Annotated in this window: 20 protein-coding genes; 15 read left to right on the forward strand and 5 right to left on the reverse strand. The window is 60.6% G+C overall.

The features are described 5' to 3' along the window. Positions 1-170: 170 nt before the first annotated feature. The 3 genes from H3028_RS12275 to H3028_RS12285 all read right to left on the reverse strand — a co-directional run bounded on the left by H3028_RS12275 (position 171) and on the right by H3028_RS12285 (position 3,878). The gene (locus H3028_RS12275; RefSeq protein WP_181297289.1) at positions 171-1,436 is read right to left on the reverse strand and encodes an OprD family porin; all 1,266 of its coding nucleotides are present in this window, start codon (positions 1,434-1,436) and stop codon (positions 171-173) included. 105 nt (positions 1,437-1,541) lie between these two features. After that, positions 1,542-2,147 (reverse strand): peroxidase-related enzyme, encoded by a 606-nt coding sequence (locus H3028_RS12280; RefSeq protein WP_181297290.1) that lies wholly within the window; start codon positions 2,145-2,147, stop codon positions 1,542-1,544. 54 nt (positions 2,148-2,201) lie between these two features. Next, positions 2,202-3,878: an AMP-binding protein gene (locus H3028_RS12285; protein WP_181297291.1), complete on the reverse strand. Its 1,677-nt coding sequence runs from the start codon at positions 3,876-3,878 to the stop codon at positions 2,202-2,204. 241 nt (positions 3,879-4,119) lie between these two features. Here H3028_RS12285 and H3028_RS12290 point away from each other — a divergent pair, with 241 nt between their 5' ends. The 12 genes from H3028_RS12290 to H3028_RS12345 all read left to right on the forward strand — a co-directional run bounded on the left by H3028_RS12290 (position 4,120) and on the right by H3028_RS12345 (position 17,972). After that, on the forward strand, positions 4,120-5,283 hold the full coding sequence (locus H3028_RS12290; protein WP_181297292.1) for an isovaleryl-CoA dehydrogenase: 1,164 nt from the start codon (positions 4,120-4,122) through the stop codon (positions 5,281-5,283). A gap of 102 nt (positions 5,284-5,385) precedes the next feature. Next, positions 5,386-6,993 carry a carboxyl transferase domain-containing protein gene (locus H3028_RS12295; protein WP_181297491.1) on the forward strand — a complete coding sequence of 536 codons (1,608 nt, stop codon included), beginning with the start codon at positions 5,386-5,388 and terminating at the stop codon, positions 6,991-6,993. A 121-nt stretch (positions 6,994-7,114) separates the two neighbouring features. Then, positions 7,115-7,918 (forward strand): gamma-carboxygeranoyl-CoA hydratase, encoded by an 804-nt coding sequence (locus H3028_RS12300; protein WP_181297293.1) that lies wholly within the window; start codon positions 7,115-7,117, stop codon positions 7,916-7,918. Beyond that, positions 7,915-9,879 carry an acetyl/propionyl/methylcrotonyl-CoA carboxylase subunit alpha gene (locus H3028_RS12305; RefSeq protein ID WP_181297294.1) on the forward strand — a complete coding sequence of 655 codons (1,965 nt, stop codon included), beginning with the start codon at positions 7,915-7,917 and terminating at the stop codon, positions 9,877-9,879. The genes H3028_RS12300 and H3028_RS12305 overlap by 4 nt, the downstream gene beginning before the upstream one ends. Positions 9,880-10,014: 135 nt before the next feature. After that, positions 10,015-10,917 (forward strand): hydroxymethylglutaryl-CoA lyase, encoded by a 903-nt coding sequence (locus H3028_RS12310; RefSeq protein WP_181297295.1) that lies wholly within the window; start codon positions 10,015-10,017, stop codon positions 10,915-10,917. A 36-nt stretch (positions 10,918-10,953) separates the two neighbouring features. Further along, positions 10,954-11,649, forward strand: a complete 696-nt coding sequence (locus H3028_RS12315) for a CoA transferase subunit A (protein ID WP_181297296.1) — start codon at positions 10,954-10,956, stop codon at positions 11,647-11,649. Between the two features lie 2 nt (positions 11,650-11,651). Further along, positions 11,652-12,278 carry a CoA transferase subunit B gene (locus tag H3028_RS12320; protein WP_181297297.1) on the forward strand — a complete coding sequence of 209 codons (627 nt, stop codon included), beginning with the start codon at positions 11,652-11,654 and terminating at the stop codon, positions 12,276-12,278. Between the two features lie 133 nt (positions 12,279-12,411). Continuing rightward, positions 12,412-12,807, forward strand: coding sequence for a MerR family DNA-binding transcriptional regulator (locus tag H3028_RS12325; RefSeq protein WP_181297298.1), 396 nt, complete (start codon positions 12,412-12,414; stop codon positions 12,805-12,807). A 404-nt stretch (positions 12,808-13,211) separates the two neighbouring features. Then, positions 13,212-14,297, forward strand: a complete 1,086-nt coding sequence (locus tag H3028_RS12330; protein WP_181297299.1) for a TRAP transporter substrate-binding protein — start codon at positions 13,212-13,214, stop codon at positions 14,295-14,297. 113 nt (positions 14,298-14,410) lie between these two features. Further along, positions 14,411-15,025, forward strand: a complete 615-nt coding sequence (locus H3028_RS12335; protein WP_181297300.1) for a TRAP transporter small permease subunit — start codon at positions 14,411-14,413, stop codon at positions 15,023-15,025. 16 nt (positions 15,026-15,041) lie between these two features. Beyond that, positions 15,042-16,409: a TRAP transporter large permease subunit gene (locus H3028_RS12340; RefSeq protein WP_181297301.1), complete on the forward strand. Its 1,368-nt coding sequence runs from the start codon at positions 15,042-15,044 to the stop codon at positions 16,407-16,409. A gap of 75 nt (positions 16,410-16,484) precedes the next feature. After that, complete coding sequence (locus H3028_RS12345) at positions 16,485-17,972, forward strand: sigma-54-dependent Fis family transcriptional regulator (RefSeq protein ID WP_181297302.1); 1,488 nt, start codon at positions 16,485-16,487, stop codon at positions 17,970-17,972. A 200-nt stretch (positions 17,973-18,172) separates the two neighbouring features. On the opposite strand, the gene H3028_RS12350 is transcribed toward H3028_RS12345, so the two are convergent. Continuing rightward, positions 18,173-18,943 (reverse strand): 3-hydroxybutyrate dehydrogenase, encoded by a 771-nt coding sequence (locus H3028_RS12350; protein WP_181297303.1) that lies wholly within the window; start codon positions 18,941-18,943, stop codon positions 18,173-18,175. A 384-nt stretch (positions 18,944-19,327) separates the two neighbouring features. On the opposite strand from H3028_RS12350, the gene H3028_RS12355 reads away from it, so the two are divergent. The 3 genes from H3028_RS12355 to H3028_RS12365 all read left to right on the forward strand — a co-directional run bounded on the left by H3028_RS12355 (position 19,328) and on the right by H3028_RS12365 (position 20,296). Continuing rightward, a complete protein-coding gene (locus H3028_RS12355; RefSeq protein ID WP_181297304.1) occupies positions 19,328-19,522 on the forward strand; it encodes a hypothetical protein in 195 nt (64 codons plus the stop codon). A gap of 142 nt (positions 19,523-19,664) precedes the next feature. Beyond that, positions 19,665-20,009 carry a general stress protein gene (locus H3028_RS12360; RefSeq protein WP_181297305.1) on the forward strand — a complete coding sequence of 115 codons (345 nt, stop codon included), beginning with the start codon at positions 19,665-19,667 and terminating at the stop codon, positions 20,007-20,009. Positions 20,010-20,086: 77 nt separating this feature from the next. Further along, positions 20,087-20,296 carry a DUF2795 domain-containing protein gene (locus tag H3028_RS12365; protein WP_181297306.1) on the forward strand — a complete coding sequence of 70 codons (210 nt, stop codon included), beginning with the start codon at positions 20,087-20,089 and terminating at the stop codon, positions 20,294-20,296. A gap of 209 nt (positions 20,297-20,505) precedes the next feature. Here H3028_RS12365 and pgm read toward each other — a convergent pair whose 3' ends face one another. After that, a complete protein-coding gene (gene pgm, locus H3028_RS12370) occupies positions 20,506-22,170 on the reverse strand; it encodes a phosphoglucomutase (alpha-D-glucose-1,6-bisphosphate-dependent) (protein WP_181297307.1) in 1,665 nt (554 codons plus the stop codon). Positions 22,171-22,331 lie beyond the last annotated feature (161 nt).

A 22,331-nucleotide genomic window follows, 5' to 3' on the forward strand; every position in this document is an offset into this window, starting at 1 on the left:
CCGTTTACGGCCTGAGGCAAGCTACAAATTCAAACGTCCGATTGACTTCGGGCCAGTTACTTTTCACTGCGAGAGGAACGGATCCCCCATTGAAAGTAGCCTAAAAAACCGGGCCACAATGGGCCCGGCAAAAGATCAACGAGGAGGTATTGCGGTGATACGAATCTCTGTTACCAGAGTGCCAGCGTATAGCTGAGGATCAGTCGGGTTTCGTTTAGATCGCTCCCGAAGTTGCTGCGCACGGTAGCGTTGCGAACCTTCATGCCGAGGTTCTTCAGCGGACCGTTCTGGACCACATAGGCGATGTCAGTATCGCGTTCCCATTCCTTGCCTTCATCGGCACGGTTAGTCACGTTGACGTTATCGCCCGAGACATAACGGGTCATAAGACTCAGGCCTGGAATGCCCATGGCAGCGAAATCATAGTCGTAGCGAACCTGCCATGACTTCTCATCTTCGTTCCCGAAGTCATTGATCTGCAAAAGATTGATCAAAGTGTTGTCACCGCCGGAAATATACGCATAACCGGTGTCGCCGCTCATCTTCTGGTAACCGCCGGTAAAACCGTGACCACCGAGCTTGTAGGTGAACAGCGCACCGAAGGCGTTGTTGTCGACGTTGCTACCGCCATCATCGGTCGAACGCACGTAGCGCAGATCGGTCTTGAAGCTTTGATTGTCGCTGAGCGGCATGATGTGCACGAGATTGAAGTTGTGCTGATCGTAGATGCCGTCCAATCCGCCGTAGTAGTAGCTGCCAGTCAGCTCGGGCATGAATTGGTAGCGACCGCCGGCGAACAGGAATTCATCGCTGGTGGCGGCATTGCCAAGTTGGATATTCCGCGAGCCGCCAGTGAAAACTGTCATCTCTTCATAGTCCGAAGAGTCGCGGTAACTGGTGCGGTCGAGCATACCTAGATCAAAGGTAAGCCCCTCGAGTTCCTTGCTCTGCAGCCAGGCGCCGCGATAGATGTTGGGCAACAGGCGGCTGTCGTTACGCATCACCACCGGGATGATCGGCTGCAGGGTGCCGACGTGCAGCGTCGTATTGGACATCTTCGCCTTTGCGGTCAGGCCGGCAGTACCATAATCGTCGTGCGGCTGATTGGACGAACCCCTTGGCAACAGACCGGTACCGGAACGATCCGGGCTGGAATCGAGCTTGACCCCGAGCAGACCAAGGGCATCGACACCAAAGCCGATCGGACCCTCGGTGTAACCCGACTCCATTTTCAGGATAAAGCCCTGGGCCCATTCTTCGGCCTTGGATTGGGATGCGCCGCTCTGGCGGAAATCACGGTTCATATAGAAGTTGCGCAGTTCGACGCCCGCCTTGCTGTCATCGATGAACGCGGCTGAAGCCATCGTCGAGGTACCCAGCGCAGTGGCCACGAGGCTGCTGTAGACGAAAAAACGACTTAGGGGTTTCAGTTGCATGGTTATCTCTCTTGTTATTGTCTTGGTTGATGCAGCTGTCAGACCCGACCTCGCTCCTGCCGGGCCTGGTTTTTACCGCGTCGTGCGGTAAATCGGTTCTACCGCTCAGCTTGCGGCAGTCTTGGGTACACGGCCCAGCAAATAGAATTCGTCGTTGGGTGGGGTGCGCGCCATCGACACCAGCCGATTGGAAAGACCGAAAAGCGCGGCTATCGCACCAACGTCCCAGATGTCGCCCGTGCTGAAGCCCAGCTCCTCCAGACGTGCTTGCCAGCTGTCATCCAGCACACCGCGTTGTGCCGCCAGATGCATCGCGAAATCGAGCATGACCCGCTGACGCTCGCTGATGGCTGCGGTGCGGTAGTTGACTGCAACCTGATCGGCGATCAATGGATCTTTGGCGAGGATTCGCAGAATCGCGCCATGAGCCACCACGCAGTAAAGACAGCCGTGATCGGCGCTGACCGCAACCACGATCATCTCCTTCTCCGCCTTGGTGAGGCTATCCGACTCCCTCTCCATGAGCGCATCGTGGTAGTTGAAAAACGCGCGAAATTCATCCGGCCGATGGGCCAACATCAGAAAAACGTTGGGTACGAAACCCGCCTTCTCCTGCACCGCGAGGATTCGTTCGCGCACATCGGCTGGCAGCGATGCGAGGTCTTCAACGAGCGGAAAACGGCTGATGGCTTGGGTCATTGGAAGCTCCATATCGTTCAGAGAGGGCTGCGCAGTTGGCCGATCGTAGCCGGCCGACGCTCGTTGTCACTCGGCGAGGCCGAGCTCGGCGACACTGACCTCACGCATACGGAATTTCTGCACCTTGCCGCTTATGGTCATGGGGAAATCATCAACGAACTTGAAATGTCTCGGTGTCTTGAAGTGCGCGATTCGGCCCTTGCAGAAAGATCGCAGATCATCGGCACTGGCTTCGTGCCCCGGATGCAGCTTGACCCAGGCGACGATCTCTTCGCCGTACGTCTTGTCAGGCACGCCAACCACCTGCACGTCGGCTACCGCTGGATGAGTGAAGAGGAACTCTTCGACCTCGCGCGGATACACGTTCTCACCGCCGCGAATGATCATGTCCTTGTTACGCCCGACGATCTTCAGATAGCCATCATCGTCCATGATCGCCAAGTCGCCGGTATGCATCCAGCGCGCGCCATCCATGGCACCCGCGGTCGCTTCGGGGTTGTTCCAATAGCCGAGCATCACGCTGTAACCGCGGGTGCAGAGTTCGCCGATCTGACCACGCGGAACAATGCGGTTGTGCTCATCGACGACCTTACTTTCCAGGTGCGGCTGGGTGCGGCCGACGCTGGTGACGCGGCGCTCCAGGTCATCATCGGCAGCGGTCTGGGTCGATACCGGACTGGTTTCGGTCATGCCATAGGCGATCTGCATCTCGCTCAGGTTCATCTCGTCGATCACACGCTTCATCACCTCGATCGGACAAGTTGAACCAGCCATGATCCCCGTGCGCAGCTGGCCCAGATTCAGAGACTGACGCTCTGGGTGATCGAGCATGGCGATGAACATGGTGGGCACGCCGTACATGCCGGTGGCTTTTTCTTCGGCAGCGGCCTGCAACGTGGCGAGCGGCTCGAAAGCGGCGCTCGGGTAAATCATAGTGGTGCCATGGGTGACGCAACCGAGGTTACCCATCACCATCCCGAAGCAGTGATACAGCGGCACCGGAATGACCAGCCGGTCGTGCTCGGTGAGTTTGAGACTTTCACCAACCATGTACCCATTGTTGAGGATGTTGTAGTGACTGAGCGTGGCGCCCTTGGGGAAGCCGGTGGTACCCGAGGTGTACTGGATGTTGATCGGATCGTCGAGCTGCAGCTGCTCGCTGCATTGACGCAGCTGCTCGGGGCCTACGCTTTCAGCCATGTCTAGCAGACCGCTCCAAAGCAGCATGCCATCCACGGGCTTGTCGCACAGGCTGATCACCCCGCGCAGTTCCGGCAGCATAGCGCTCTGCAGGGCACCGATGGCCGAGCGCCCGAGCTCTGGCAGTAGCTCATGGAGCATTGCATGGTAGTCGGATGTCTTGAACGCATCGGCGCATATCAACCAGCGGCAGCCGGACTGCTTGAGCGCATATTCGAGCTCGTTGAGGCGGTAGGCCGGGTTGATGTTCACCAGCACAACGCCAACCTTCGCACTGGCCAGCTGCGCGATGCACCACTGGGCGTTGTTGGGCGACCAGATGCCCAGGCGCTCGCCAGGCTGCAGACCGAGGGCCAGTAGGCCGCGTGCGCAACGATCCACTTGTTCGGCCAGCTGCGCCCAGGTGTAGCGCAAGTTCTGGTGACGCACGACCAAGGCCTCACGGTCTGAGAACCGTTCGACTGTCCGGTCGAACGCTGCACCGATGGTCATCGCCAACAGGGGTTTGGTCTGCGGTCCGCAGGTGTAGCTCGGAAGACTCATGTCGATCTCCTCAGTCTTATGTTTGTTATGAGGCCTTGCTCCCCGGGACGCTCGGAGTGTTGACAGCCATTCCGGGTGTTAGTTACGTTAACGTAAAGGTAACAGCGTGACAACCCACCGCACCCTACACCAAAAGCAGTGTCGGAATGCGTTAAGAGCAGGGCCGAACGTCAGGTGAAATCAGCCCTCCCTGGCGTGGCGCCCACTGACCAGAACAACTACAAGACAAGCAGGTGGCTACATGAACTATTCCGGCCTCAACTTCGCCCTCGGTGAAACCGTCGACATGCTGCGCGATCAGGTCAGTGGCTTCGTTGCCGACGAACTGGCGCCACGCGCCGAAGCCATCGATCGCGACAACCTCTTCCCCAGCGATATGTGGCGCAAATTCGGCGCCATGGGCCTGCTGGGTATCACCATAGACGAGGAATACGGCGGTGCCGGTATGGGATACCTGGCGCATGTCATCGCGCTTGAGGAAATCAGCCGCGGCTCGGCCTCGGTGGGCCTGTCCTACGGCGCCCATTCCAACCTCTGTGTCAATCAGATCAACCGCAACGGCACCCCCGAGCAGAAAGCGAAATACCTGCCCAAGCTCGTCTCCGGCGAGCACATCGGTGCCCTGGCCATGAGCGAGCCTAACGCCGGCTCAGATGTGGTTTCGATGAAGCTGCGCGCCGACCGCAAGGGCGATCGTTTCGTACTCAATGGCAGCAAGACCTGGATCACCAACGGCCCGGACGCTAATACCTATGTGATCTACGCCAAGACCGATCTGGACAAAGGGCCTCATGGCATCACCGCGTTCATCGTCGAACGGGACTGGAAGGGTTTCTCGCGCGGCAACAAATTCGACAAGCTCGGCATGCGCGGCTCCAACACCTGCGAGCTGTTCTTCGACGATGTCGAGGTGCCGGAAGAAAACATGCTGGGCGTCGAGAACGGCGGCGTCAAGGTGCTAATGAGCGGTTTGGACTACGAGCGCGTGGTGCTCGCTGGCGGCCCAGTGGGGATCATGCAGGCCTGCCTCGACGTGGTGGTCCCCTACATCCATGACCGCAAGCAGTTCGGCCAGAGCATCGGCGAGTTCCAGTTTGTTCAGGGCAAGGTGGCCGACATGTACACCCAGCTCAACGCCAGCCGCGCCTACCTCTACACCGTGGCGCAGGCCTGCGATCGTGGCGAAACCACCCGCAAGGATGCCGCCGGCGTGATCCTCTACACCGCCGAAGCCGCCACGCAGATGGCGCTGCAGGCGATCCAGATTCTCGGCGGCAATGGCTACATCAACGAGTTCCCCACCGGCCGGTTGCTGCGTGACGCCAAGCTCTACGAGATCGGCGCCGGCACCAGCGAAATCCGCCGGATGCTGATCGGTCGCGAGCTGTTCAACGAAACCAAATAAATCCGCCGATCCGTAGGAGCCAGCTTGCTGGCGATCCAATCGCTAGACAACATCGCCAGCCAGCTGGCTCCTACGACAGGCATCCAGTTCGGAGTGGGCCGCATGGCTATCCTGAATACCCAGATCAATACACGCTCGCCCGAGTTCGCCGCCAACCAAACGGCCATGCTCGAGCAGGTGCAGAGCCTCCGCACCCTGCTCGGCCGCGTGAGCGAAGGCGGTGGCGAGAAAGCGCAACAGCGGCATGTCGCACGTGGCAAGCTGCTGGTGCGTGACCGCATCAACGCCCTCCTCGACCCTGGCTCGGCATTTCTCGAAGTCGCGCCTCTGGCGGCTTACGAGGTTTACGGCGAGGACGTCGCCGCCGCAGGCGTGGTCGCCGGCATCGGGCGGGTCGAAGGCATTGAATGCATGATCATCGCTAACGACGCCACCGTGAAAGGCGGCAGCTACTACCCGCTTAGCGTGAAGAAGCATCTGCGTGCCCAGGCCATCGCCCAGCAGAACCGCCTGCCATGCATCTACCTGGTGGACTCAGGCGGCGCCAACCTGCCGCGCCAGGACGAGGTGTTCCCGGACCGTGAACACTTCGGTCGCATCTTCTTCAACCAAGCCAACATGAGTGGCATGGGCATCCCGCAGCTCGCCGTGGTGATGGGTTCCTGCACCGCGGGCGGCGCCTATGTCCCGGCGATGGCCGACGAGACCATCATGGTGCGCAACCAGGCGACGATCTTTCTCGCCGGCCCGCCGCTGGTCAAAGCCGCGACGGGCGAGGTGGTCACCGCCGAAGATCTGGGCGGTGCCGACGTGCATTGCAAAACCTCGGGCGTGGCCGACCATTACGCCGAAAACGACGAACACGCGCTGGCCATCGCTCGCCGCTGCGTCGTCAACCTCAACTGGCAGAAGCTCGGCCAGGTGCAGACCCGCCAACCGCGGGCACCGCTGTACCCGGTGGACGAACTCTATGGGGTGATCCCGGCGCAAGCCAAGCAGCCGTACGATGTGCGCGAGGTGATCGCGCGGCTGGTGGACGGCAGCGAGTTCGATGAATTCAAGGCGCTGTTCGGCACCACGCTGGTCTGCGGCTTCGCCACCCTGCATGGCTACCCCATCGCGATACTGGCGAACAACGGCATCCTGTTCGCGGAAGCTGCGCAGAAAGGCGCGCATTTCATCGAACTGGCCTGCCAGCGCGGCATTCCGTTGCTTTTCCTGCAGAACATCACCGGCTTCATGGTCGGCCAGAAGTACGAAACTGGCGGCATCGCCAAGCATGGCGCCAAGCTGGTCACGGCTGTGGCCTGCGCTCAGGTGCCGAAATTTACCGTGGTCATCGGCGGCAGCTTTGGCGCGGGCAACTACGGCATGTGCGGTCGCGCCTACGACCCGCGATTCCTATGGATGTGGCCCAATGCGCGCATTGGCGTGATGGGTGGCGAACAGGCCGCGGGGGTGCTGGTGCAGGTCAAGCGTGAACAGGCCGAGCGCAGCGGGCAGACCTTCTCCGAACAAGACGAAGCACAGCTCAAGCAACCGATCCTCGAACAGTACGAGCGCCAGGGGCATCCGTACTATTCCAGCGCGCGGCTGTGGGACGACGGCGTGATCGATCCGGCGCAGACGCGTGACCTGCTCGGCCTAGCCATCTCGGCCAGCCTCAACGCGCCAATTGAACCGACCCGCTTTGGTGTATTCCGGATGTGAGCCTGCCGCGATCAGCGCACAGCATGGCCAGTAAAAGCCAGGGGACGCCACGTCCTCGGGCGAATGGGGCAGCACCTGCGTTTCATGATCGCGAGCAAGCTTGCTCCTACAGGAGAAGCAAATGACCGATTTTCAGACCATCGAACTGAACAAAGACGCGCGCGGCTTTGCCACACTCTGGCTCAACCGTCCGGAAAAGAACAACGCGTTCAACGCCGAAATGATCCGTGAACTGGTGCTTGCCATTGATGAGGTGCAATCGGACAAGAGCCTGCGCTTTTTGTTGCTGCGTGGTCGCGGCAAACATTTCTCCGCAGGGGCCGATCTTGCCTGGATGCAGCAGTCGGCCAAGCTGGACTTCGACGCCAACCTCACCGATGCCCGTGAGTTGGCCGAAATGATGTACAGCCTTTACCACCTGAAGCTGCCGACATTAGCTGTGGTGCAAGGTGCCGCGTTCGGTGGCGCAGTGGGGCTGATCGCCTGTTGCGACATGGCGATCGGCGCCTCCGATGCGCAGATTTCGCTGTCTGAAGTTCGCATCGGCCTCGCGCCGGCAGTGATCAGCCCGTTCGTGGTCAAGGCTATCGGCGAACGTGCCACACGTCGCTATGCCATAACGGGTGAGCGCTTCAGCGGCGAGCGCGCCCGGGAACTCGGCCTGTTGTCGGAAACCTATGCGGCCGAGGCACTGGACGACAACCTCTGCGGCTGGATCGATACGCTCATGCTGAACAGTCCTCAGGCCATGCGCGCCAGCAAGGACTTGATGCGCGAAGCCAGCAGCGGATCACTGAGTCCGGCGCTGCGCCGCTACACCGAGAACAGCATCGCTCGCATCCGCGTCAGCCCAGAGGGCCAGGAGGGGCTGAATGCTTTCCTGGAAAAGCGCAAACCGAAATGGACGCAGGAGCCACAGCAATGATTACCACCCTCCTGGTCGCCAACCGCGGCGAGATCGCCTGCCGCGTGATGCGCACCGCAAAAGCCATGGGTCTGACCACCGTTGCCGTGCACAGCGGCATCGACAGAGACGCACGGCACGCCCGCGAAGCCGACATTCGCATTGACCTCGGCGGGGCTAAGCCGGCCGAAAGTTACTTGTTGATCGATAAGCTGATCGCCGCCGCCAAGGCCAGCGGCGCCCAGGCGATCCATCCCGGCTATGGCTTCCTCTCGGAGAACGCCGATTTCGCTCGCGCCATCGAAGACGCCGGGCTGGTCTTCCTCGGCCCGCCCGCCTCCGCCATCGACGCCATGGGCAGCAAATCCGCAGCCAAGGCGCTGATGGAAAAAGCCGGCGTGCCTCTGGTACCGGGCTATCACGGCGAAGCGCAGGACGTCGAAACCTTCCGCACCGCCGCCGAGAAGATCGGCTACCCGGTGCTGCTCAAGGCCACCGCCGGCGGTGGCGGCAAAGGCATGAAGGTCGTCGAGCGCGAGGCCGATCTGGCCGAAGCGCTGCAGTCCGCCCAGCGTGAGGCGCAGTCGTCGTTCGGCGATTCACGCATGCTGGTCGAGAAATACGTGCTCAAGCCCCGTCATGTGGAGATCCAGGTATTTGCCGATCAGCACGGCAACTGCCTGTACCTCAACGAACGCGACTGCTCCATCCAGCGCCGACATCAGAAAGTGGTGGAGGAAGCTCCCGCCCCCGGTCTATCCGCCGAAGTGCGTCGCGCCATGGGCGAAGCCGCCGTCAAAGCTGCACAAGCGATCGGCTACGTCGGCGCTGGCACCGTGGAATTTTTGCTCGATGCGCGCGGTGAGTTCTTCTTCATGGAGATGAACACCCGGCTGCAGGTCGAGCATCCGGTGACCGAAGCCATTACCGGCCTCGATCTGGTCGCCTGGCAGATCCGTGTCGCCCGTGGCGAGCCGCTGCCGATCACTCAGGAGCAGGTGCCGCTCAACGGCCACGCCATCGAAGTGCGGCTGTATGCCGAAGACCCGGACAACGACTTCCTGCCGGCTACCGGCACCCTCGCCCTGTACCGCGAATCGGCTGCCGGTCCCGGCCGTCGGGTCGACAGCGGAGTGGCCGAAGGTGATCAGGTGTCGCCCTTCTACGACCCGATGCTCGGCAAGCTGATCGCCTGGGGCCAGGACCGCGAGGAAGCGCGCCTGCGGCTGCTGGCCATGCTGGATGAAACCTGCGTCGGCGGCGTGCGCACCAACCTCGCCTTCCTACGCCGGGTGGTCGGCCATCCCGCCTTCGCCGCGGCCGAGCTGGACACGGGTTTCATCCCGCGTCATGAGGCCGACCTGATGCGCACGCCCGGAGAGTTGGGCGATGCGTTCTGGCAGCTGGCGGGCGAGCTATTCGTGCAGAGCGAGCCGGCTAAAGTCCGGGGCGACGATGTCCATTCGCCGTGGGCCAATCGCGACGGCCTGCGCTTCGGCATGCCAGCGCGCATCGGCGTGCATCTGCAATGCAACGGCCAAAGCCGCCTGGTGCGGGTGGGAACGAATTATCGTAGGAGCGAGCTTGCTCGCGAACCAGCCCCCTCGGAAACCGCCTTCGCGCGCAAGCTCGCTCCTACAAAAGCCGTACGTAAACCGAAAGCGATTCGTCAGGGCAAAACCCTGTATCTGGAATGGAATGGTGAACTGCAGGCCGTGACGGCGTTCGACCCCATCGCTGAAGTCGAAGCCAGCCATCAGCATCACGGCGGCATGACCGCGCCCATGAACGGCAGCATCGTGCGAGTGCTGGTCGAGGCCGGGCAGCATGTCGAAGCCGGTGCCACACTGGTCGTGCTGGAAGCGATGAAGATGGAACACAGCATCCGTGCGCAGCAGGCAGGCGTGGTCAAAGGTCTGTTTTGCGCCGAAGGCGATATGGTCAACGAGGGCGCAATCTTGCTGGAGATGGAAGAGGCTTGAAGTCACGAGCCGTAGTGAACGTTGGTCCGCCAGCAACTTTGGTGGGCTGAAGCCCACCAGGCACGATGGAATAGGTCTCAGGACTAACCACTAACCAGGTGACGCCGCGAAATCGCGATCGCCCATGGAGGACATATGAGCCTGCCCAAACATGTACGACTGGTGGAAGTGGGCCCGCGCGATGGCCTGCAGAATGAACAGCAGCCGATTAGCGTCGCCGACAAGGTGCGTCTGATAGATGACCTCAGCGCGGCCGGCCTGCAATACATCGAGGTGGGCAGTTTCGTCTCACCCAAATGGGTCCCGCAGATGGCCGGCTCGGCCGATGTGTTCGCCCAGATCAGACAGAAGCCGAGCGTGACCTACGCGGCCCTGACGCCGAACCTGAAGGGCCTGGAAGCGGCCATCGAAGCCGGCGTGAGCGAGGTCGCAGTGTTCGGCGCCGCTTCGGAAGCCTTCTCGCAGAAGAACATTAACTGCTCCATCGACGAAAGCCTGGCGCGTTTCGCCCCCCTGATGGAAGCCGCGCGTGAAAACGGCATTCAGGTGCGCGGCTACGTGTCCTGCGTACTGGGATGCCCCTACGAAGGCGAGATCGACCCGAAGCGCGTGGCACATGTCGCGCAAGAGCTGTTCGCCATGGGCTGCTATGAAGTCTCGCTGGGAGACACCATCGGCACGGGCACGCCGGGCAAGACCCGCCAGCTGTTCGAGATCGTCAGCCGGAAGGTTCCGCGTGACAAGCTCGCCGGTCACTTCCATGACACCTATGGCCAGGCGCTGGCGAACATCTATGCAAGCCTGCTCGAGGGTATTTGCGTGTTCGACAGTTCGGTCGCCGGGCTCGGTGGCTGCCCTTATGCCAAGGGCGCCAGCGGCAATGTGGCCAGCGAAGACGTGCTGTACATGCTCGACGGCCTGGGCATCCAGACCGGCATTGGGCTGGACGCGCTGATCGCTGCCGGGCAACGCATCAGCGATGTGCTGGGCCGGCCCAACGGATCACGCGTGGCCCGGGCACGGCTCAGCGCGCAATGACGGCGACAGCCCACACACGGAAAACAAGAGGCTCACATGAACAAGATCTATCCCAACGCGCAGCAAGCACTCGCTGGCCTGATCGAGGACGGCATGACCCTCGCCGTGGGCGGCTTTGGTCTATGTGGCATTCCCGAAGCGCTGATCGAGGCGCTGCGTGATACCGGTAAGAAAGACCTTACGGTGATCAGTAACAACGCGGGCGTCGATGGCTTTGGCCTCGGCTTGTTGCTGGAAACGCGCCAGGTGCGCAAGATGATTTCCTCCTACGTGGGCGAAAACAAGGAATTCGAGCGGCAGTATCTGGCCGGCGAACTGGAACTCGAATTCACCCCCCAGGGCACCCTCGCCGAAAAGCTACGCGCCGGCGGTTCCGGTATACCGGCCTTCTTTACCAAAACGGGCTACGGCACCCTGATCGCAGAAGGCAAGGACACACGCCAGTTCAACGATGAGTGGTACGTGATGGAAGAATCGCTGACCGCCGACATCGCACTGGTGAAGGCGCACAAGGCCGACAAGGCCGGCAACCTGGTGTTCAACAAAACCGCGCGCAACTTCAACCCGCTCGCGGCCATGGCCGGCAAGGTCTGCGTAGTGGAAGTCGACGAACTGGTGGAAACCGGCGAGCTGGACCCGGACCAGATCCATCTGCCCGGCATCTATGTGCAGCGCATCATCCATAACCCGAACGCCGAGAAGCGCATCGAAAAACGCACGGTGAGGAGCTGATCATGGCCTGGACACGTGAACAGATGGCGCAGCGCGCCGCACAGGAATTACAGGACGGTTTCTACGTCAATCTCGGCATCGGCTTGCCGACGCTAGTCGCCAACTACATTCCCGATGGCATGGATGTCTGGCTGCAGAGCGAGAACGGCCTGCTCGGCATCGGCCCCTTTCCCACCGAGGAGGAAATCGATCCGGACCTGATCAATGCCGGCAAACAGACCGTCACCGCCCTCCCCGGCAGCGCCTTTTTCGACAATGCCATGAGCTTCGGCATGATCCGCGGCGGCCATATCAACCTGGCAATTCTCGGCGCCATGCAGGTTTCGGAGAAAGGCGATCTGGCCAACTGGATGATTCCCGGCAAGATGGTCAAGGGCATGGGAGGCGCCATGGACCTGGTAGCTGGCGTCAAACGTGTGGTGGTACTGATGGAGCACACCGCCAAGGGCGCCCACAAGATCATCAAGCAGTGCGAGCTGCCCTTGACCGGCGTTGGTGTAGTGAACCGCATCATCACCGACCTAGGTGTGCTGGACGTTACCGAGCACGGCTTGAAATTGGTCGAACTGGCCGACGATGTCACCTTCGAGCAGATTCAGGAAGCCACCGGTTGCCCGATTCAGCGCTGAAGGAGCGGCCGGTGGCCACATGCCACTGGGCACCGTACGGGGCCAGCGTGTAGCCTTGCCCCGATAAAAAACCGAAGAAAACGCGCCCGGCTCGTCACGAGCCGCGGGTGGACAGGCAAGACTGGATATATTCATGGCAAAGCAGACGTACAGCATTTCCGATTTGGCCAACGAGCTCGACATCACCACCCGTGCGATTCGCTTCTACGAGGAACAGGGCATGCTTTCGCCGAAACGGCGCGGCCAGGAGCGTATCTACACGCCGAAGGATCGCGTCGCGCTCAAGCTCATCCTACGCGGCAAGCGCATCGGTTTTTCGTTGGCTGAATGCAAGACGCTGATCGAACTCTACGATCCCAAGGCCGGTAACCAGAAGCAGCTAAACATCATGCTCGGGATGATTACCGAGCGTCGTCAACAACTTGAGCAACAGCAGCTGGACATCCAACAGATGCAGCTGGAGCTCGATACCGCTGAGGAGCGTTGCCTCACCGCGCTGAAAGCGACTCTGGGCAAGGAAGCTGGCTGATAGCAGCGCCCCCGCTCGCACCCGCTAGTACGACACCGACCCACCCTCTCCCCACCACGCTTTCGAGTACGCCACGAGTACAAGCGCATATCGCGGTGCGTGCCCGAAAAGCTGGTCGTCCAGATAACCAGACATCGATCCAGAATCGTGGACACTCGGATAAATGCCCTAGCCGAATGTCCGACGGACTGGACACAGGCGCATCCTAACGATCTCTGAAACCGCTCTGGAATGGGCAATTGAGCATGTATCGGGAGTCAGGCACAGAACCTGCTATGGGATAAGCGCTAAACGCCAAGACTTCTGGCGGGCGAGTGACTGGATGTTGCTCTTCCGCTTTCCGGCTGCGCCGCACCGGGCCATAACCTCTGGCTATCAAAACAACAAAAACAAGGAAACCTGCAATGTCCGTAACGAAAAAGCTGTCCCGTCTCGCCTGTGCCATCGGCGCAGCAACCGTTATCAGTGCCACGCTGGTTAGCGCCAACGCAATGGCCACTGAGAAAATTCGCTGGCAAGTGCCATTGGCCTTCCCGTCCCATCTCGTCGGTCTGACCACGCCGGTCAAGCACTTGTCGGAATCGCTCAAGGCGATTTCCGGCGGCGACATCCAGCTGCGCTACTACGAGCCCGGCGAACTGGTACCGCCATTCGAGATCATGGATGCGGTGAGCAACGGCAAATACCCGGCCGGCTATACCTGGATCGGTTACGACCAGGGCACTATCCCCGCGCTGCCACTGTATTCCGGTGCACCGTTCAACATGGAGCCGCCGGCCTACCTGGCCTGGTACTACGAGGGCGACGGCAAGAAGCTGCTCGAAGAGATCTACGCCGAACGCAATATCCATCCGATGCTGTGCAGCATCATCGGCCCGGAAGGCGCCGGCTGGTTCGCCAAGCCGATCGAGAAGCTGGAAGACATCGATGGACTGCGTATCCGTTTCGCCGGTATCGGCGGCAAGGTGCTGGAGAAACTCGGTGCGTCGGTCACCATGATTCCGGGTGGCGAGATCTACCAGGCGCTGGAGCGCAAGACCATCGACGCCACGGAGTTCTCGCAGCCCGCCATCGACAAAATGCTGGGCCTCGACCAGATCATCAAGAACTACATCATGCCGGGCTGGCACCAGACGCTGACCACCTCACACCTGTTGGTGAACAAGGGTGTCTGGGAAAAGCTCGAGCCGCAAAGCCGCGCGCTGATCGAGATGGGCTGCGAATCCGCCACGCTCAAGGGCTTCGCCGAAAGCGAGTGGGCCCAGCCAACCGCACTGCGCGATTACGAGAAGCAGGGCGTCAAGGCTCAGGTGCTGCCTGAAGAAGTGTTGCGAGAACTTGAGCGAGTGACCAAGGAAGTGCTCGATGAGCAGGCCGCTGGCGACGAGATGTTCAATCGCGTCCTGACCAGCCAGCGTGAATTCATGCGGCACCATTCCATCTGGCACGGCAAGGGTTACTTGCCGCGCGATTACTACAAGTACGAGTAACCGCACGGGCCGAGGGGCGCAGCATCGCTGTGCCCCTTGCTCGCAAGCGGGCCGTTGCCAGAGCCAGATTCAGCTTTGCAGCGGCTTCCCCGTGCTGGATTACCGAGGTGGCCATGTCCGTTCATCCCGTTTCCCCCAATGCTGCTGCGCCCGCCTCCGACGAGGCCGCGCTGCCGCATAACCGCCTGTCCTATTGGCTCGACAAAGCTCTGGTCGCTATTGGCGAAGCCAGCGCCTGGATCTGGCTGTTGGTGCTCGCGGTAGTGCTGACCAACGTGTTTAGCCGCTTCGTGCTGGCCCGCGGCTCGATTGCCCTGGAAGAGCTGTCATGGCATCTGTTCGGCGCCGCGCTGATGCTCGCGCTCGCCTATGCCGTAGTACGTGACGACCATGTGCGAGTCGATGTCCTGCGCGAAAGGTTCACTCTGCGCAGCCAGGCCATCATCGAGTTGCTGGCGATCCTGATCCTGGCATTACCGGTGGTGTTGTTGATGGTCGATGCGCTGATTCCTTTTGCCTATCAGGCGTTCATCTACAACGAGCGCTCGCAGGCGCCAAGCGGCCTACCGCATCGGTTCATTTTCAAGAGCGTGCTCCCGCTGGGCTTGGCGTTGGTCGCCCTGGCGCTGGCCTCCAGGGCCACGCGCTGTAGCACGCTGCTGTTCAATTTCCCGCGGGCCTTGGCGCCCACTTCCGGTGACCGCGACCGCGGCCACTCACAGCCCTGATGGAGCAGTCGTAATCATGGGTCTGGAACAACTACTCGTCATCAGCATGTTCGCTACTTTCATGCTGCTACTGCTGCTTGGCTTTCCCGTGGCCTGGTCACTGGCCGGCATCGGACTGCTGTTCGGCGTGCTCGGCCATGTGATGGTCGAACACTTCGATGCCGATCTCTGGTTCACCTGGGACGGCACCATCGGTGTGCTGGATGCGCGCATCTATGGCATCGTCGCCAACGAGCTGATGGTCGCCCTGCCTTTATTCATTTTCATGGGCATCATGCTCGACCGCTCCGGCATCGCCGAACGGCTGATGCATAGCCTGGTGCGGGTGCTCGGCCCGTTACGCGGCGGCTATGCGGTCACGGTAGTGCTGGTGGGCATTCTGCTGGCTGCTTCAACCGGCATCGTTGGTGCCTCGGTGGCCCTGCTGGGCATGTTGTCCATCGGCCCAATGCTGCAGGCGAAGTACAACAAGAGTCTGGCCGTCGGTACCGCCTGTTCGGTGGGTACGCTGGGCATCCTGATTCCCCCGAGCATCATGCTGGTACTGATGGCTGACCGCCTCGGCACCTCCGAAGCCTCTGTGGGCAAACTGTTCATGGGCGCGCTGATTCCCGGCATGATGCTGGCGCTGATGTACATCCTCTACATCGTAGTCGTGTCCTGGGTGAAGAAAGACTTCGCGCCGGCGCCGGCCAACCGCCCGAAGCTCGATGCGCGGGCGCTGCTCGACGTGTTCTGGGCCGTGGTGCCACCGTTCGCGCTGATCCTGGCGGTGCTCGGCTCGATCTTCTTTGGCATTGCCACCACCACCGAGGCGTCAGCCGTGGGCGCGTTCGGTGCTGTATTGATGGCCGCCTGCAGCCGCAGGTTGGACATGACCGTGTTGAAGGAGGCGCTTTACCAGACCAGCCGCACCTCGGCCTTTATCTTCGGCATTTTCATCGGCGCCACGGTGTTCGCCGCAGTGCTCCGTGGCCTGGGTGGCGACGATGTGATTCGCGCGGCCCTTACCGGCCTGCCCTTCGGCCAGACCGGCGTGTTGCTCACCGTGTTGTTCATCACTTTCCTGCTGGGCTTCTTTCTGGACTGGGTGGAGATCACCCTGATCATCTTGCCGCTGGTGGCCCCGGTACTGTTCTCCATGGGCGTCGATCCGCTGTGGTTCGCGATCCTCTTCGCCTTATGCCTACAGACCTCCTTCCTGACACCGCCGGTCGGCTTCGCCCTGTTCTACATCAAGGGCGTGTGCCCACCGGAAGTCACCACTCGCGACGTCTATCTCGGCGTACTGCCTTACATTCTGATGCAGTTGATCGGTCTGGCTCTGGTGTTCTTCTACGCGCCGCTGGCAACCTGGCTACCCAACGAGGTGTATGGCCTCTGAGCCCGGTCCGGCTGCCTTGCCCGAGGCAGTCGGTGCCTACCATAATCGGCCGAACCCAAACGGATTCCTCTGCCCATGGCGATTGCGCGTAACGACCTCGACGACAACGGCCTGATCATCGGCGTTTCCCCGGAGCGCTTTCGCGCGGTGGCGATGCCGCTGTTGTTCGATCACCTCAACGCCCAATGCGAGGGCACCATCGCGGTCAACCGCCAGGCACGTATCGTCTGGATCAACGACAAGTACGCCGCGAAGCTCGGCATCAGCGATCCGCGCAGCGTGCTCGGCAAAGAGATCGAAGAAGTGCTACCGGCCAGCCGCCTGCGGGAAGTCATGGAAAGCGGCCTGCCGAGCATGCTCGATCTGATGGCGTTCGGTGACGAGCATTTCGTGGTGACGCGCATCCCGCTGCGTGATGAGGACGGCACCCTCGTGGGAGCCCTGGGGTTCGTGCTGTTCGACCGGGCGCAGCATCTCAAACCGCTGATGTCCAAGTTCAATATCTTGCAGACACAACTGGTCGCGACCCAGAACGAGCTGGCCAAGGCCCGCCGTGCACGCTACACCATCGCCGGATTCATCGGCACCAGCCCAGCCGCCAGCGAGGTCAAACGCCAGGCCCGCCGTGCCGCGCAGCTCGACGCAACGGTACTGATACGCGGCGAGACCGGCACCGGCAAGGAGCTGCTGGCGCAAGGCATTCACAACCTTTCCCCTCGGGCCAACGGCCCCTTCGTCGCGGTCAACGTCGCGGCCATTCCTGAAACCTTGGTGGAGGCCGAGCTGTTCGGCACCGCACCTGGCGCCTTTACCGGCGCTGATCGCAAGGCACGTATCGGCAAGTTCGAAGTCGCCAACGGCGGCACCCTGTTTCTCGACGAGATCGGCGACCTGCCACTGGCCCTGCAGGCAAAACTGCTTCGGGTGTTGCAAGAACAGGAGATCGAGCCGCTCGGCTCCAACCAGGTCAAACCGCTCAATGTGCGGGTGATCGCGGCAACCCATATCGATCTGGAAGCCAAGGTCGCCGCCGGGCAATTTCGCGACGACCTGTACTACCGTCTCAACGTCCTCTCCCTAAAGGTCCCGTCATTACGCGAACGCGCCAGCGACATTCCCGCTCTGGTTGAACACCTGCTCGATGACATCGCCAACCGCTCCGGCCAGGCGCCGATGGAACTCACCGCCCAGGCCGTGGCATTGCTCTGCGGTCAACCCTGGCGCGGCAACGTGCGCGAGCTGAGCAATCTATTGGAACGCGCGCAGTTGAATGCCGATGGGCTTCCGCTGGCGCCGCAGCATTTGCTGCCTTTGCTCGGCGAGCAGAACAGCAATGTCACGCCGCCGACGCCACCCGCGATTACGAGCACCATTGAGCCTCCCGCCGTGGAAGAAACCCCGTTGCAGCTGTTGGCTGAAAGCGTTGCCCAGGCCGAACGCCGTGCGCTGCAGCATGCGTTGCGAGCCTGTAAAGGCAACCGTCGCCGCGCCGCTGTTGAGCTGGGTATCTCCCGCGCGAGCCTGTATTCCAAGCTGCAGCTGCATGGGCTGAGCGAGCGCTAGGCCACTCAGGCCGCTGCGGTAACCCTGCTGGCGGAGCCGACTCGCACCGCAAGGTAGGAGAGTTCGAGTCTCTCCGTCCGCAGCACCATGAAGACGTCGAAACACTTTGCGCGCCAAGGCGTGAAGCGCTGTTTGTAGCTGAGGTTGAGCCTGCAAAACCCATGCAGATTGGATGCGATGGGTTTTGCTGCGCTCACTGGTTATTGGGCCAACCAGCCGCCATCTACATTCCAGGCAGCGCCTCGCACTTGCCTGGCTGCCTCGCTGCAGAGAAACAGCACCAAATCGCCCAAATCATCGGGTGTGACGAAGTCCAGTGAAGGTTGTTTTTCCATCAGCAGTTCGCGCGTCGCCCGGCTCGGGTCGCCATGTACTTGGGCCTTGCTGTCGATCTGCTGTTGGACCAGCGGCGTCAACACCCAACCCGGGCAGAGCGCGTTGCAGGTAATCCCGGTGGTTGCGGTTTCCAGCGCAACGGTCTTGGTCAGACCAATCACGCCATGCTTGGCTGCCACGTACGCCGATTTCTGCGCCGAGGCAACCAAACCGTGCACCGAGGATATGTTTATGATCCGCCCCCAGTTGCGCTCGCGCATGCCCGGCAGTGCCAGACGCATGGTGTGAAATACCGAGGACAAATTGATGGCGATGATGCTGTCCCAGCGCTCGACCGGGAAGTTCTCAACCGGGGCAACATGCTGGATACCGGCGTTGTTGACCAATACATCGAGGGAGCCGAAGTCGCGTTCGATCTGGCTGATCATTTCACCGATCTGCTCGGCATCGGATACATCGGCAGGGTGATGCAACACGGCGGTGCCATACGCAGCCACTTGAGCGATGGCCGCCTCTACATCGCCGAAACCATTAAGCATCACATTGGCGCCCGCCTCTGCCAGCTTGCAGGCGATGCCCAGACCAATGCCGCTGGTTGAACCTGTGACGAGGGCGGTTTTGCCTTTCAGAATCATGGCTGTCTCCGACTGCTGCGAGTAACGGTCAAGGCAGGTGCGCGCAGGCCACCTCGCTGACGATCAGAATAGCGGCTGCCGCAAAGGGCGTTATGCAGGGTCGCGGCAAAGCGTGACTGTATGGGACCGGGAACCAATCCGCCGGAACGTTCGAGCAGGGCATTCATGCAGTTTTCCTTATTGTTCTGATCGCTTCGTCTGCTCTCCTGCCGCTCCAGTGCTGGCGGTACGACAGGGAAACAAGCGAGACAGAGAAACAGAGCGAAAGCCATGCCAGCCTGGGGAAAAAAGCGACGAAAAAACCGGAATACTGCGGCAGACGCATGATTACTTGCATTTGAAGAGGAGCCCATCTCCCTTCGCCCCCTTCAGGAAATAAGCTCCATGTCCATTTATCTGGGCATGCTCATAGACTGCGACACATCTGTTCGACGCGTGTCCGGCCAGCTGGACGGTGCAATCGTGACCTTCCGTGTGTCACCGTTGCTGCGCGCCGACTCGCAGATAAGCATCCGAGCCATTGTTGGCTTTTTCGTTTATCGAATCCATGCCCGTCTCGTTAGTTACATTCCTGGTTAATTACCGCTCATCGACGCCCGATAAGCGGCTCGAACTCTTATTGCTCCCAAGCTTCTCAACAACAAGGCGACTGGTAAATGCAGCGAAACAACGCTGCTGTCGTCTCGTTTAATTGCAACTTTCACGACAGAGGGTAAATACCATGGCTGACAAGAAAGACGGCATGAGCGTTAACGAGGCGGGACGCAAAGGCGGCGAAGCAACCTCTGCATCTCACGATAAAGAGTTCTACCAGGAGATTGGCAGCAAAGGCGGCCAGAACAGTGGTGGCAACTTCGCCAATGATCCGGAGCGCGCCTCTGAGGCTGGTAAAAAAGGCGGTCAGAACAGCGGCGGTAATTTCGCTAACGACCGCGAAAAAGCGTCGGAAGCTGGCCAGAAAGGTGGCCAGAATAGCGGCGGCAACTTTGCCAATGACCGCGAGAAGGCGTCTGAAGCTGGCCGTAAAGGTGGTGAGAACAGCCACGGCGGTGGCCGCAATAGCTGACGCAACCGCGAGTGGACATCACCTGATGAGGCTGGGAGCCTGGCTCCCAGCCTCATCTCTTCACAGGAGGATTCGACATGACACGAGGTGTTGGCGGTGAGTCGCCTGCGAACGTAACGACATATTTGAAGGGAATTGACTATCCAGCCAAGAAAGACCAATTGGTGCAACACGCCCAACAAAACGGTGCGGATTCGGAAGTAATAGAAGTGCTGAATAACATGCCAGATCAGGAATATGGAAATATGGCGGACGTTATGAAAGGCTATGGCGAATCCAGAAACTAAGCCTCCCTTGTTTATACGCACTACGAAACTAATTAGCCCTTAGTCTTCAGCGAAGAGTTTAGTTATATTAACCAAGCCAGCAAGTCTGGCTTGGTTGATGCTGTGTGTCCTCCGCTTAATATGGCGACCGCTAGGCCAGTGACACAAATGCCCGTTTCACTTAGGAGCCATCTGCCGCCTCAACCTTACGACGGCATGACACCCATCGCTTACCCAGCCAACACGCCATCTACCAGCGCCTTGGCTTCCTCCTGGATGCGTTGGAGGTGCGCCTCGCCTTCGAAGCTCTCAGCGTAGATTTTGTAGACGTCTTCGGTCCCCGATGGTCGTGCAGCGAACCAGCCATTGTCGGTAACCACCTTGAGCCCGCCGATGGCCGCGCCGTTGCCCGGCGCTTCGGTAAGAATCTGCGTAATCGGCTGACCTGCCAATTCATCCGCAGTGACCTGCGATGCAGAAAGCTTGCCCAACTTGGCCTTCTGCTCGCGATCAGCGGGCGCATCGATACGTTGGTAGACCGGTGCGCCGAAGCGTTCGGTGAGCAACCGGTAACGTTCACCCGGGTCCTTGCCTGTCACCGCTGTGATTTCCGCCGCCAGCAGACCGAGAATGATGCCGTCCTTATCAGTCGACCAGGCGCCACCAGCTTTGCGCAGGAAGGATGCGCCTGCCGACTCTTCACCGCCGAAGCCCAGGCTGCCGTCCATCAAACCGTCAACGAACCATTTGAAACCTACCGGTACTTCCACCACTTGCCGTCCTATTCCCTGGGCGACCCGATCGATCATCGACGAGGACACCAGCGTCTTGCCGATACCCGCCTGGGCGCTCCATTCAGGACGATGGGTGAACAAGTATTCGATGGCTACCGCGAGGTAGTGATTGGGGTTGAGCAGCCCCACCGACCGCGCCACGATGCCGTGGCGGTCGTGATCCGTATCGCAGGCAAAGGACACGTCGAAGCGCTCCTTGTTTTCGATCAGGCCCGCCATGGCGTGCGGCGAACTGCAATCCATACGGATCTTGCCATCCCAATCCAGGCGCATGAAGCGGAAGGTCGGGTCGACGCGGGTCGAAAGCACTTCGAGCGGAAGGCCATAGCGCTCGGCGATGCGCGTCCAATAGTGCACGCCGGCGCCACCGAGTGGATCGACGCCAAACTTCAGTCCCGAACCGCGAATGGCCTCAAGGTCGATCACCTGCCCCAACCCGCCGACATAACTGTCGATGAAGTCGAATCGCTGGGTGGTCGGCGCCTTCAACGCACGGCCGTAGTCCATCCGCTCGACGCCATTGAGCCCGGCCGTCAACAAGGTATTGGCACGATCCTGGATCCACTTGGTCACGCCGGTATCGGCCGGGCCGCCGTTGGTGGGGTTGTACTTGAAGCCGCCATCGGCCGGCGGGTTGTGCGATGGCGTGATCACGATGCCATCGGCCAGGCCGCTGGTACGGCCCTGGTTGTGTTCCAGGATCGCATTCGAGATCGCGGGAGTTGGTGTATAGCCGGGCTCGCCACCCGTCTCGGTGCATCCTGCATCGATGCGCGTCTCGACACCATTGGCTGCCAGCACTTCGAGCGCCGAAATGAATGCAGGTTCGGACAGTGCATGGGTATCCATGCCAACGAAGATTGGGCCGTCGATGCGCTGCTCGCGCCGGTAGTCGCAGATCGCTTGGGTCACGGCGAGGATGTGCCATTCGTTAAAGCTGTTCTTAAGCGACGAACCGCGATGGCCCGATGTGCCGAACGAGACCTGCTGCGCCGGGTCCGACGGGTCCGGACGCTCGCTGTAATAGCGCGAGACCAGGCGCGGAATGTTAGTCAGGGTGTTTTCGTCCGGCAGGCGTCCTGCGTTGAGGTCGAGACTCATCTGTCGTTCCTTTGGAAGGGTGGAAATATCACCTCAGGCAGAACCGTCGGGCCGCACGGGAGGCAACGAATGCAAAAAAGGCCTGGATCAATGCCCATTTATCTAGGCGCTAAGACCATCACTCCTTGGGCTTTGGTTCCCCATAGCGTCAGCTGAATGTC

The organism is Pseudomonas sp. Q2-TVG4-2, assembly GCF_013620795.1.
GTDB lineage: Bacteria > Pseudomonadota > Gammaproteobacteria > Pseudomonadales > Pseudomonadaceae > Stutzerimonas.